This window comes from Sphingopyxis macrogoltabida (assembly GCF_001314325.1).
Classification (GTDB): domain Bacteria; phylum Pseudomonadota; class Alphaproteobacteria; order Sphingomonadales; family Sphingomonadaceae; genus Sphingopyxis; species Sphingopyxis macrogoltabida.
The window spans coordinates 3,406,089-3,418,413 of the sequence record NZ_CP009429.1 but is presented as its reverse complement, the minus strand read 5'-3'; the positions used below and the strand labels follow the sequence as shown (position 1 = coordinate 3,418,413).

At 65.8% G+C, this 12,325-nt stretch carries 12 protein-coding genes and 1 pseudogene; 4 read left to right on the top strand and 9 right to left on the bottom strand.

The window, feature by feature from the left end; genetic code table 11:
• Positions 1-8: 8 nt before the first annotated feature.
• A complete protein-coding gene (locus LH19_RS16790) occupies positions 9-1,247 on the top strand; it encodes a DUF445 domain-containing protein (protein WP_054733716.1) in 1,239 nt (412 codons plus the stop codon).
• Here the strand turns inward: LH19_RS16790 and LH19_RS16785 are convergent.
• Complete coding sequence (locus LH19_RS16785; protein WP_054730489.1) at positions 1,244-2,035, bottom strand: Rossmann-fold NAD(P)-binding domain-containing protein; 792 nt, start codon at positions 2,033-2,035, stop codon at positions 1,244-1,246. The genes LH19_RS16790 and LH19_RS16785 overlap by 4 nt on opposite strands.
• 46 nt (positions 2,036-2,081) lie before the next feature.
• On the opposite strand from LH19_RS16785, the gene pepN reads away from it, so the two are divergent.
• Complete coding sequence (pepN, locus tag LH19_RS16780) at positions 2,082-4,673, top strand: aminopeptidase N (protein WP_054730485.1); 2,592 nt, start codon at positions 2,082-2,084, stop codon at positions 4,671-4,673.
• A 4-nt stretch (positions 4,674-4,677) separates the two neighbouring features.
• Here pepN and LH19_RS16775 read toward each other — a convergent pair whose 3' ends face one another.
• The 3 genes and pseudogenes from LH19_RS16775 to LH19_RS29885 all read right to left on the bottom strand — a co-directional run.
• Positions 4,678-5,040: a nuclear transport factor 2 family protein gene (locus LH19_RS16775; RefSeq protein ID WP_054730482.1), complete on the bottom strand. Its 363-nt coding sequence runs from the start codon at positions 5,038-5,040 to the stop codon at positions 4,678-4,680.
• The gene (locus LH19_RS29245; protein WP_201258365.1) at positions 5,037-5,558 is read right to left on the bottom strand and encodes a Rossmann-fold NAD(P)-binding domain-containing protein; all 522 of its coding nucleotides are present in this window, start codon (positions 5,556-5,558) and stop codon (positions 5,037-5,039) included. The genes LH19_RS16775 and LH19_RS29245 overlap by 4 nt, the downstream gene beginning before the upstream one ends.
• Positions 5,559-5,748: 190 nt before the next feature.
• Positions 5,749-6,078: pseudogene (locus LH19_RS29885) on the bottom strand (Glu/Leu/Phe/Val dehydrogenase dimerization domain-containing protein); the annotation flags it as partial.
• Positions 6,079-6,196: 118 nt separating this feature from the next.
• Here LH19_RS29885 and LH19_RS16765 point away from each other — a divergent pair.
• On the top strand, positions 6,197-6,670 hold the full coding sequence (locus LH19_RS16765) for an Lrp/AsnC family transcriptional regulator (RefSeq protein ID WP_054730479.1): 474 nt from the start codon (positions 6,197-6,199) through the stop codon (positions 6,668-6,670).
• Positions 6,671-6,679: 9 nt separating this feature from the next.
• Here LH19_RS16765 and LH19_RS16760 read toward each other — a convergent pair whose 3' ends face one another.
• The 4 genes from LH19_RS16760 to LH19_RS16745 are packed head-to-tail and all read right to left on the bottom strand — an operon-like array spanning position 6,680 to position 10,216.
• Entirely contained in the window at positions 6,680-7,279 is a 600-nt protein-coding gene (locus LH19_RS16760; protein WP_054730476.1) for an ABC-type transport auxiliary lipoprotein family protein, read from the bottom strand.
• A gap of 11 nt (positions 7,280-7,290) precedes the next feature.
• On the bottom strand, positions 7,291-8,232 hold the full coding sequence (locus LH19_RS16755) for an MlaD family protein (protein ID WP_054730474.1): 942 nt from the start codon (positions 8,230-8,232) through the stop codon (positions 7,291-7,293).
• On the bottom strand, positions 8,232-9,110 hold the full coding sequence (locus tag LH19_RS16750; protein WP_054730471.1) for an ABC transporter ATP-binding protein: 879 nt from the start codon (positions 9,108-9,110) through the stop codon (positions 8,232-8,234). The genes LH19_RS16755 and LH19_RS16750 overlap by 1 nt, the downstream gene beginning before the upstream one ends.
• On the bottom strand, positions 9,110-10,216 hold the full coding sequence (locus LH19_RS16745) for an ABC transporter permease (protein WP_054730468.1): 1,107 nt from the start codon (positions 10,214-10,216) through the stop codon (positions 9,110-9,112). The genes LH19_RS16750 and LH19_RS16745 overlap by 1 nt, the downstream gene beginning before the upstream one ends.
• 89 nt (positions 10,217-10,305) lie before the next feature.
• On the opposite strand from LH19_RS16745, the gene LH19_RS16740 reads away from it, so the two are divergent.
• Positions 10,306-11,031, top strand: a complete 726-nt coding sequence (locus LH19_RS16740) for an HAD family hydrolase (RefSeq protein WP_082395810.1) — start codon at positions 10,306-10,308, stop codon at positions 11,029-11,031.
• On the opposite strand, the gene LH19_RS16735 is transcribed toward LH19_RS16740, so the two are convergent.
• Positions 11,028-12,320, bottom strand: a complete 1,293-nt coding sequence (locus LH19_RS16735; RefSeq protein WP_054730465.1) for a cystathionine gamma-synthase family protein — start codon at positions 12,318-12,320, stop codon at positions 11,028-11,030. The genes LH19_RS16740 and LH19_RS16735 overlap by 4 nt on opposite strands.
• Positions 12,321-12,325 lie beyond the last annotated feature (5 nt).

The following is a 12,325-nucleotide window of genomic DNA, read 5'->3' as shown; positions in this document are numbered from 1 at the left end:
CCCTCGGCATGGGCGTTGCCGTGCCGACCGGCGGGTTCAACATCCGCGTCGTTGCGACGGGCATGCTGGTCGTCATGGCGTTCGTCTTCGTCGGCGCGAAATATTATCAGGACGTCCACCCGGCGATCGGCTTCGTCCGCGCCTTTGCCGAGGCGGCGATGGTCGGCGGGCTCGCCGACTGGTTTGCGGTGACGGCGCTGTTCCGGCATCCGATGGGGCTGCCGATCCCGCACACCGCCATCGTGCCGCGCAACAAGAACCGCATCGGCGACACGCTCGCACGCTTCCTGCTTACCAATTTCCTGCTGCCGCGGCTGATCGCACGCAAGATGCAGACGGTCGACGTCGCGGGCGCGGTCGGCAAATTCCTCTCCGAACCGGGTGAGGGCGGCGGGCGGTTGCGGCTTGGCGCGTCGCGGATCATCGCCGACGGGCTCGGCGCGCTCGACCAGCAGCGGCTTGGCGGGATGGTGAAATCGGCGATCGCCGACCGCCTTCGCGAACTCGACGTCGCACCCTTGCTGGGGCAGGCCCTGCAGGCTGCGCTTGCCGAGGGGCGGCATCAGCCGCTGCTCGACGCGATGGTCAAATGGGGGTCCAAGACGCTCGAACTCAACGAACATCTGATTCACCAGATGGTCCACGACAACAGCAATGCGATCGTTCGCTTCACCGGGCTCGACGAGAGCATTTCGAACCGCATCGTCGCAGGGTTGTCGAAGCTGCTCAGCGAAATGGCGGTCGACGAAACGCACCCGCTGCGTATCCGCGTCGAGGAAGGGCTCGCGAAGATGGCGCTCGACCTCCAGCACGATCCCGAGGTGCAGGCCAAGGTCGCCAAGGTGCGCGACGAGTTGCTCGAGAACAAGGCGGTGAAGCGCTGGCTCGATGGGCTTTGGGAGCAGGGCCGTACCGCGCTGCTCAAGGCGGCGCGCAACCCCGATACGATGCTCGCGGGCCGCATCGGCGAACTTGTCACCCAGTTCGGTAGCATGCTGGGCGAGGATGCCGCGATCAAGCGCACGCTCAACCGCTATGCGCGCCGCGCCGTGGTCGGCATGGTCGACAGCTATGGCGAAACCGCGCTCAAACTGGTGTCGGACACGATCCGCGGCTGGGATGCCAAGACGATCACCGACCGGCTCGAAAATGCCGTCGGCGACGACCTCCAATATATCCGCATCAACGGCACGCTCGTCGGCGGCCTCGTTGGCGTGCTGATCCATACGGTCGACGTGCTGCTCTAGCGGCAGGCTGCCAGCCCTTCGCGAAACGTCGGATACTTCGGCGCCCACCCCAGCAGCCGCTTCGCCTTGCCGTTGGCGACGCGGCGGTTTTCGGCATAGAAGGCGCGGGCGGCGGGCGACAGGCCGGCTTCGTCCAAAGTCTGGAGCGGCGGCACCGGCACGCCGAGCATCGCGCAACCCCATTCGACGAGCCGGTTCTGATGGCATGGTTCGTCGTCGGCGAGATTATACACGCCTGCCGGCCCTCGGAACGACGCCATGACGCCGCCCGCGATATCGTCGACATGGACGCGGCTAAAGACCTGGCCGGGCAGGGCGATGCGGTGCGCGCGGCCCTCGCCGATCCGGTCGAGGATCGAACGGCCGGGGCCGTAGATGCCGGGCAGGCGGAAGACGCGGACATCGCTGCGCAGCCCTCCCCATGCAGCGTCGGCGGCGTTGCGATCGGGGCGGCGGCCCTTGACCGGCGCGCTTTCGTCGACCCAGGCACCGCCCGCATCGCCATAGACGCCCGTTGAAGACAGATAACCGGTCCAGCCGGCGGGAGAGAGGGCGATCGCTTCGCCATAGCGTGCGAGGACCGGATCGATACCGTCGACCGGCGGGACCGACGACAAGATGTGCGTCGCGTCGCGCAGCGCGATCAGGACCGCCGTCTCGTCCGCGAAAGCGATCGTGTCGCCGCGTCCGTCGCGCGTCGTGCCGAGCACTTCCCAGCCGCGCGCCTGCAACCGCCCCGCAAGGTGGCTCGCCGCGTAACCCATTCCGAAAATCAGCATATGTGCCATCGCGCGCCTTATTGCGCGTCGGCGGCGCCATGCCTAGATCGTTCGCATGACCGACCTCTCTTCCACGCCCGCCATCCCCGTCACCATTCATCGCGGCGATTACGCCCCGCTCGAATGGCAAATTCCCGACATCGCGCTCGATTTCGCGCTGGGCGTCGAACAGACGAAGGTCAGCGCCGCGCTTTCGGTCGTCCGCCATGCGGCTGCCCCCGCGCCCCTGCTCCTGCGCGGCGACGGCTTGACCGCAGCCGAGGTGCGCGTCGACGGTGCGGTGTGGAACGACTGGCGGATGGACGGCAGCGACCTGATCGTCGACCTTGGCGACCGCACGGCGGCGGTGGTCGAGGTCGATACGGTGATCGCACCCGCGTCGAACACCCAGCTCATGGGCCTCTATGCTTCGAACAACATGCTTTGTACCCAGTGCGAGGCAGAGGGATTTCGCCGCATCACCTTCCACCCCGACCGGCCCGATGTGCTGAGCCGCTACAAGGTGCGGATGACGGGCGACAAGGCGACTTTCCCGATCCTGCTGTCGAACGGCAATTGCGTCGAGCAGGGCGAAGCGGGGAACGACCACTGGGCGCTCTGGGAAGATCCGTGGCCGAAACCCTCCTATCTCTTCGCACTCGTCGCGGGCGACCTGGTCGTCAACCGCGACAGCTTCACGACGATGTCGGGGCGCGAGGTCGAACTCGGCATCTGGGTCCGCAAGGGCGATGAAGCGCGCACCGGGCATGCGATGAAGGCGCTGCAGGACAGCATGGCGTGGGACGAGCGCGTCTATGGCCGCGAATATGACCTCGACCTGTTCAACATCGTCGCGGTCAGCGATTTCAACATGGGGGCGATGGAGAACAAAGGGCTCAACATCTTCAACACCCGCTATATCCTCGCCGATCCCGACACCGCGACCGATGTTGATTTCGACGGGGTTGAGGGCGTCGTCGCGCACGAATATTTCCACAACTGGTCGGGCAATCGCGTCACCTGCCGCGACTGGTTCCAGCTCAGCCTGAAGGAAGGCTTCACCGTCTTTCGCGACCAGAATTTCTCGGCCGACATGGGGTCGCCGCCGGTGAAGCGGATCGAGGACGTCCGCCTGCTCCGCGCCGCGCAATTTCCCGAGGACGCGGGGCCGCTCGCGCACCCCATCCGTCCCGACAGCTATCAGGAAATCTCGAACTTCTACACTGCGACCATCTACAACAAGGGCGCCGAGATCATTCGCATGATGGCGACGCTGCTCGGGCCCGAGCGCTTTCGCAAGGGCACTGACCTCTATTTCGATCGTCACGACGGCGAAGCGGCGACCTGCGAGGATTTCGTCCGCGCGATGGAGGAGGGCGGCGATATCGACCTTAAGCAGTTCCGCCGCTGGTACGAGCAGGCGGGCACGCCGCGGCTGTCGCTGACGCTGGCGCAGGACGGCGACGACTGGTCGCTCGACATCAGGCAGGCCGTGCCCCCGACCCCGGGGCAGCCCGACAAGGCGCCGATGATGATGCCGCTGCGGCTTGCCGCCTTTGCGATGGACGGCAGCGGCGCTACGCTGCCCGACACGCTGGTGACGCTGAGTGGCGCGGCGCAGCGGGTGCCGCTCGGCCGCTTCGCATCGCGGCCGGCGCTGTCGGTCAACCGCGGCTTCTCCGCTCCCGTGATCGTTGATTTCGAGCGCGCGCCGGGCGAACTTGCCTGGCTTGCCGCGCACGACGATGACCCGTTCGCGCGGTACGAGGCGCTCCAGCAACTGATGCTCGATACGCTCGTCGCTGCGGCCTCGGGCGATACGGGCGATACGCAGGCGGTCATCGATGCCGTCGCGCAGACGCTCGCGGGCGCGGCAGCCGATCCGGCCTTCGTCGCCGAAGCGGTGCTGCTGCCCAGCGAGGCGTTCATCGGCGATCAGATGGTGACGGTCGATCCCGACGCGATCCGGCGCGAGCGGCTGGCGCTGCAGGCGGCGATCGGCGTCGCGCTTGAGAGCGAATGGCGCGCCGTTCTCGCGGGCGCCGCACCGCCCGCGACCGACCTGTCGAGCAAGGCCAAGGGCGGCCGGCGCCTCCGCGGCGTCGCGCTCGCCTATCTCGCGGCAACGGGGCAGGACGACGTCCCGGCACTGGCGTTCGGGATTTTCTCCGGCGCCGACGGGATGACCGAGCGGCAGGCCGCGCTCGCGACGCTGGCGCATGGCGACAGCGACGAGCGCGCCCATGCGCTCGACATCTTCTACCAGCGCTATCGCGACAATCCGCTCGTGCTCGACAAATGGTTCCAGGTGCAGGCCTGGTCGCTACGCCCCGACACCGTCGATGCGGTGAAAGCCCTCGCGCAGCATCCTGACTTCACGCTGGCGAACCCCAATCGCGTGCGCTCGCTCTATGGCGCGTTCAGCGGCAATCAGGCGGCGTTCCATCAGGCCGACGGCGCGGGCTACCGGCTGATCGCCGACCTCGTCATCGCGCTGGATCCCAAGAATCCGCAGACCGCGGCGAAGATGATCCCGCCGCTCGGCCGCTGGAAGCGCTTCGACGAAGCGCGGGGGGCGATGATGCGTGCGGAACTCGAACGCATTCTTGCCCAGCCGGGGCTATCACGCGACGTGACTGAACAGGCGAGCAAGAGCCTGGCGGGATAGGGCTTTACTGGCGGACGTAGTCGCTGCCGCGAGCAAGGAAGGTGCGGCGGAGATGGATGCGTCCGCCATCGCCGAATTGCCACATATCGGCGAAGCCTATGTTGCGCACGTCCCCCGCGGCGCCGGCGCCGTCGAAACGGCCGATGGCGACGACCAGATCACCGTCATCGTTGGCGACCAGCGCTTCGATATGATGGACGCCGCGGATCTGGCGCTCCTCGCGAAAGAAACGGGCGATTGCCGGACGCCCCGTATAGACGGTCTCGGCGCGTTCATAGACCGCGTCGTCATCGAACAGGTCGACGACCCAGTCGGTGTCGCAGCGGTCGATGCGCGCATAATATTCGCGGATGATGTGCGCCGTCACCGCCGGCCCCCGGCGGCGCGAATGCGATCCTCGGCAATGGCATTGGCGACCGCACCCGTGCCCGCACCGGATTTGGCAGCGGTTTCGAAAATTTCGCGAAACGTCGCGGCCAGCCCTTCGATATGTTCGGCGAGCCGGGCGGGCGACCATGTCGAGCGCTGGTAGTGGAGATTGACGATCCCGCCTGCGTTGGCGAGGAAGTCGGGGCAATAGGCGATCCCCGCTGCGCGCAGCCGGAGGTCGTCGTCGGGTGTCGCGAGCTGGTTGTTGGCGCCGCCGACTACGACCTTCGCCTTGAGTTCGGTGATGCTGCTTTCGTTGAGGATCGCACCAAGCGCGTTGGGGGAGAAGATATCGGCGTCGATCCGGTGCACGTCGTCGATGCCGCAAAGCGACGCGCCGGTCTCCTCCGCCACCTCGCGCGCCAGATTCTCGTTCGCATCGGCGACCCAGATTTGCGCCCCGGCATCGGCGAGCAGCCGGACAAGCCGTCCGCCGACATTGCCGACCCCCTGCACCGCGACACGGCACCCCCCCCAGCGTCGGGCGGCCGAGGGCCAGTTCCGCCGCGGCGCGCATGCAGACAAAAACCCCCTCGGCGGTTGACTGCGACGCGTCACCAGCTTCGGGCAGGGTGCCCGCGGAAAAGCGCGTCCGCGTGCCGATGGTCCTGACATCGTCGAGCGTCGAACCCGAATCGAACGAGGTGATATAGGTGCCATCAAGGCTCTCGACGAAATCGCCCATTGCTTCGAGCAGGGCGCGGGTCTTGTCGGTGCGCGGATCGGCGATGATCACCGCCTTACCCCCGCCGTATGGGATGTCGGCGATCGCGGTCTTGTAAGTCATGCCTCGCGACAGGCGGAGGACGTCGTTGAGCGCGGCATCGGGCGTCGCATAGGGACTGATCCGGCACCCGCCGATCGCCGGGCCGCGGCTGTCGTCGTGGACGGCGATGATTGCCGACAGGCCCGACGCATCGTCGTGGCGCGCGGTGACCAGCTTGTGCCGGTCGAATGACGGATGGTGGTGAAACATCGCTTCCTCCTGCCAACGAATGTCGCAGGAGAGGCGGGTAATTTCATTCAGGATGATTGCGATAAATCGTCAATCGAGGTAATTATAATACCTCATACTGGCAATTGTGATAAAATATATGACCTTGGATTCGATTGATCGCCGAATCATTTCACTGTTGCAGGAGGATGGCGGCCTTTCGATCGCCGAGCTTGCCGACAAGCTCGGAATGACCCCGCCGCCCTGCTGGAGGCGTGTCCGGGCGCTCAAGGAAAGGGGCGTGCTCCGGCGCCAGACATGGCTGGTCGATCCTGCCGCGCTGGGCCTGACCATCGAGATATTCGCGACGGTCAAGCTCGTTGCCCACGACCCGCAGGCGACCTCGGCGTTCCGGCAGCAGGTGCAGGAAATTCCCGAAATCCTCGAATGCTATATCCTGCTTGGCGGGATCGACGTGCTGCTCAAGGTCATCGTCCCCGACATCGGCTATTACGAGAAATTCTTCTACGAAACGCTCTCGCAGCTTCCCGCGGTGGGGGAGGTGACGTCGAGCGTCGTGATGAGCGAGGTCAAGCGCACGTCGAGCCTGCCGCTCGGCCATGCCGGCGCCTGAGCGCCGGCCTTAGCTGCCGAGCCAACCCGCGATATCGACCGCGACCTTGTTCGCCGCCGCGGTGAGCGCCTCGCCGACCGGTTTCGCTTCGACCTTGCTCCCGATCGGTTCGCGCGCCTCGAAGCGGCGCTGGGTAACGCTCTTGCCGCCCGCGTTGACGAGCATCGCCTGATAGACGACGACCGCCTCGTTCGTCGCTGCGTCGACGCCGAATTCCATGAGCTGCCCGGCGAGCTGGTCGCCCGGCGCGGTCAGATATTGCCCTTCGTCGAGCACGACGCGCGAGGTGCGCGCGGCGACGGTTTCGGACACGAGGCGCTGGAACAGGCGCGGCGGCGCCTCGACCCATTGCGCATCCTTCACATAGGCAATGCTGGCATTGTCCTGCTGCACCGGAATGCGCACCGTGCGCAATTTCTGCGGCGCGGTCGGGATCAGGATCGTCAGCGTCGCGGCTTCGCTGGCCGTGCGCGCTTCGCCGGCGACGGGAGCGGCCGCAGCATCGAGGGTCAGCAGGAAGGGTGGCGTCTTGCCGCCCAGACTGACGCACGCCGAGAGCGAGGCAGCGCCGAGGACGAGCAGCGGCAGGGTGCGAAGGCGGCGGAGCATAAGCAGGGTCCTCATGGTTTATAGTCGGGCAGCTTGCTGCCGCCGATCACGGCGCCGGCGCCCTGCTGGTCGAGCTTGTCGGTCAGGCTGGACAGCGTCGAGGAAGTGCGGCGGAGGTCGCGGATCAGCGCATTGGCTTCGGGAACGGTGGTTTCGCTGAACGTCTGGAGACCGGGGCGGGCGTCGGCGATGGCCGCTTCGAGCGTCGCCATCGACGCGCTCGCCGATTTCAGCGTGTCGCGCAGATTGGCCATCGCCGGGTCGACGTTGCGGTCGATCGTGCCCTGCGCCGAGGCGGCGAGATTGCCGATCTGTTCGGCGGCGTTGCCGGTTTGCTGGATCGCGATCCGCGTGTCGGCGAGCGCCTTTTCGATCGCCGGGCCGTTGCGCGCGAGGATCGCGGTCGACTGCTCGACATTCTTGAGGATCGCGGCAAAGCTTTCCTGATTGCGGTCGTCGGCAAGTTCGGCGAGCCGCTCGGACAGCGTCGACAGCCGCTGCAGCAGTTGCGGTGCAGTGTTGAGCAGTTCGCCGAGACCGCCGACGCGGGTCGGGATCACCGGCTTGCCCGCCGGGCCCTTGTCGGTGATCGGCGGTGCACCCTTGACCGCGCCGTCGAGCGAAATCTGCGACACGCCGGTGAAGCCGACGCCCTCGAGCGCCGCGGTCGTTCCCTGCAGCACAGGGACATTCTCGTTCACTTCGATGCGCACGCGCACGAATTGCGGGTCGTCGGGCCACAGCGCGATTTCGCGCACCTGTCCCGCCGGGACGCCGGAAAATTGCACCTGCGCGCCCTTGTTCAGCCCGTCGACCGACTGTTTGAAGAAGATGTCATATTCGCGCTTGTCGCCGCCGCTGTCGTTGGCGAGCCAGACGACGAAAAACGCGAGTGCCGCCGTGAAAAGGAGGACGAAGGCGCCGACGAGGACGTTGTTCGAGCGTGTTTCCATCAGCTTTTCCTATCGCCGCCCAAGACGGTTTTCTTCGCGGTTTGGTTCCCGCCCGCCGCAGCGCGGCCGCGCGGTCCGTTGAAATAATCCTGTATCCACGGATGCTCGGTGGCAAGCAGTTCCGGGATGGTGCCGACCGCGATCACCTTCTTTTCGGCGAGCACCGCGACGCGGTCGCAGGTCGCATAAAGCGAATCGAGGTCGTGGGTGATCAGGAAGACGGTCAGCCCCATCGTGTCGGCGAGTTCGCGGATCAGCTCGTCGAATTTCGCCGCGCCGATCGGGTCGAGCCCGGCGGTCGGTTCGTCGAGGAAAAGCAATGCTGGATCGAGCGCGAGGGCGCGCGCCAGGCCAGCACGCTTGACCATCCCGCCCGACAGCTCGGCGGGATATTTGGGCCCGGCGTCGGGCGGCAGGCCGACCATCGCGACCTTGTAGGCGGCGATTTCGTCGAGCAAGCGCTGGTCGAGGCGCGGATAATATTCGCGCAGCGGCACCTGGATATTCTCGGCGACACTCAGCGTCGAGAAGAGCGCGCCGCCCTGAAACATCACGCCCCAGCGGCGCCGCAGGTCGCGTGATTCCTCTTCATTGGCAATGGTGTCGAGCGTCTTGCCGTAAACCTCGATCTCGCCGGCATCGGGGGTCTGCAAGCCGATGATCGAGCGCATCAGCACAGACTTGCCGGTGCCCGATCCGCCGACCACGCCCAATATCTCGCCCGAGCGCACGTCGAGGTCGAGCCCGTCGTGAATCACCGCCTCGCCGAATTTGTTGACGAGACCGCGAATGCAGATGGCATTTTCGAACTTTTCGGGGCGCACCGCATCGGCCGCCGCCAGCTCTTCCGCAATCTCTTCCTTTATCTCTTCGCTCATCAATTCCATCCGATCGAAGAGAAGAAGACCGCGAAAAAGGCATCGAGGACGATGACGAGGAAAATCGCGGCGACCACGGCCGACGTCGTCCGCTTGCCGACTTCCTCGGCATTCTGGCGAACCTGCATGCCTTCGTAACAGCCGGTGACGCCGACCAGCAGCCCGAACACCGGCGCCTTGATCAGCATGGCCCAGAAATCGGTCATCGGGATGATATCGCGCAGCATCTGGATATAGGTGAGCGGGGCGATTTCCAGCCCGATCCAGCAGAAGACGCCGCCGCCGATGATGGCACAGATGCTGGCATAAAAGCCAAGTAGCGGCATCAGGATGGTGGCGGCCGCGACGCGCGGCAAGACGATCGCTTCCATCGGCGAGACGCCGATGGTGCGCATCGCGTCGATCTCCTCGGTCAGTTTCATCGTGCCGATCTGCGCCGCAAAGGCCGATCCCGACCGGCCGGCGACCATGATCGCGGTCATCAGCAGGCCGAGTTCGCGGATCGAGGCGCGGCCGACAAGATTGATCGTGAACACTTCCAGCCCGAACTGGCGGAGCTGGACGGCGCCCTGCTGCGCGATGACGATCCCGATCAGGAAGGTCATCAGGCCGATGATGGGAAGCGCGTCGACCCCGACGGTCTGGAAACGGGTGACGATGGCGTTCCAGCGCAGCCGCCGCCGCGCCCTGATCTGGGTGCCGAGCGCGATGATCATCGCGCCGAAAAAGCCGATGATGCCGAGCAGTTCGTGCCACACCGCGACGCTCGCAGTACCCACCTGTTCGAGCATGCGGATCAGCGGCGAGCGGCGGTCGCGATGGACGCGATATTCGCTCTTGTCGTCGGCCAGTGCGTCGAGCAGCCGCTGGGCTTCTTCGCTCGCCCCGGTGACTTTGGCACCATGTTCATTGACCGTGCGCGTCACGATCCACGCCCCGACGGTGTCGATGCGGTCGATTCGCGACAGGTCGAGCGTCGCGATCGGCCCGATCGCCTCGAGCCGGGCGGGCAGGTCGTTCAGCCGCGCGAGGGTCAGGCGCCCCGAAAAGCGCACATCGGCGCCGCCGGTCCCCTCATCATATTCAAAATCAGCCTTGGCCACCATCTTGCGGGCGACCCTGTATTATTTGCCTTGGCACGGCAAGCGAATCCCGCCCTCTTGGCCGCCGCGCAGCCAGCGGCTAGAGCGACGGAATGGAAGCGCCGCCGCCTGCCCCGACGATCGACTACACCCATCGCGTCGCGATGTACGACATGGACCGGACGATCACGCGGTCGGGCACCTACAGCGGTTTCCTGATGCATGTCGCGCAGCGGCGCCAGCAATGGCGGCTGTTGCTCCTGCCCGTCGTCGGGCTCGCCGGGCTGGCCTATGCGGCGCGCCTGATCGACCGGTCGCGGCTCAAGGCGATCAATCTTCGCCTGCTCGTCGGCAAGCGCTTCCGCCGCTCTGAAATCGCCCCGCTTGCCGAAAGCTATGCCGACAAGGTGATTGCGCGCGGTCTGCATTCGGCCGCGCTCGAACAGATCGCCGCCGACCGCGAGGCGGGGTACCGCCTGCTCCTCGCGACAGCATCCTTCCACCTTTATGTCGATGCGATCGCGGCGCGGCTGGGCATCGACGACGTGCTGGCGACGCAGCTCGACGAGCCCGATGGCGCCGACCATATCCACGCGCGACTGTCCGGCGACAATTGCTATGGCGAGGCGAAGTTCGCGCGCATCTCCGACTGGCTCGAACGCAATGCGATCACCCGCGATGCCGCGCATATCCGCGCCTATTCGGACCATGTCTCCGATCACCCGATGCTGCACTTCGCCGACGAGGGGGTGGCGACAACACCGTCGCGCAAGCTCAAGCGGCTGGCGCCGCAAATGGGCTGGCAGGTGGTCGATTGGCGCACGAAGCGCAGGCACTAGACTGCGTCGAGCGCCTGCGCGAAATCGGCGATCAGGTCGTCGGCATTTTCGATACCAATCGACACGCGCACCAGATTGTCGGTGATGCCCAGCGCCTTCTTGCGCTCGTCGGGTACCGACAGGTGGGTCATCGCCGCGGGATGGCTGGCGAGCGTTTCGGTGCCGCCGAGGCTGACTGCGAGCTTGGCGATCTTGAGCGCATCGAGGAAACGGAAGCTTTCTTCCTCGCCGCCCTTGATGAAGAGCGAGAAGGTCGACCCCGCGCCCGAGCAATGGCGGTCGAAAATGTCCTTCTGCCGGGCATCCGTGATAAAACCGAGATAGCCGAGACCTTCGACCTTGGGATGATCGCGGAGGTAAGTGCAGACCTTCAGTGCGTTCTCGCCCGCGCGGCTCATGCGCAGTTCCAGCGTCTCGAGGCTACGCAGCAGCATCCATGCCGTGTTGGGATCGCAGATCGTGCCGATCGTATTGCGCATCGGGCGGATCACATCGATCAGCCGCTGGTCGCCCGACACGCCGCCCGCGACAAGGTCCGAATGGCCGCCGGCATATTTGGTCAGGCTGTAGACGACGAGTTCGGCGCCCTGCTTCAGCGGCTGTTGCCAGAGCGGGCCGAGGAAGGTGTTGTCGATCGCGATCGCCGGCTTTTGCTCGCCGGGGAAGGCGGCATCGCGCGCCGCGCGCACCGCTTCGACATCGACGAGCGCGTTGGTCGGGTTCGCGGGGCTTTCGAGGTAGACGAGCGCAACCTTGCCACCCTTCTCGGCGGCGAGCGCCGTGGCACGGGCGAGGATCGCGTCGAGTTCCTCACGCGTCGCGCCGGCCGGGAAATCGACGAAGCTGATCCCGAAGCGCGACAGGATGCGCGCGATCAGCGTTTCGGTCGCGGCATAGAGCGGGCCCGAATGGACGATGACGTCATTCTGGCCGACGAGCGCGAGGAGCAGGGTGGCGATCGCCGACATGCCGCTCGAAAAGACGAGGCAGTCGTCGGCACCGTCCCAGACTGCGAGCCGGTCCTCGAGGATCTCCTGGTTCGGCCCGTTGAAGCGCGAATAGACGAGCCCGTCGGCGGGGCCCTGCCGCTTGCCCGTAATATGTTCGAAGAAGCGCTTGCCCGCCGCGGCGCTTTCGAAGGCGAAAGTCGAGGTGAGGAAAATCGGTGGCTTCAGCGATCCTTCGGACAGCATCGGGTCATAGCCGAGTCCCATCATCAGTGTTGCGGGGCTCAGCGTCTTGTCGCCGATTTTCTTGCTGTTCATCTTGGGATTGCCGCGCCTGGCCATGGGGA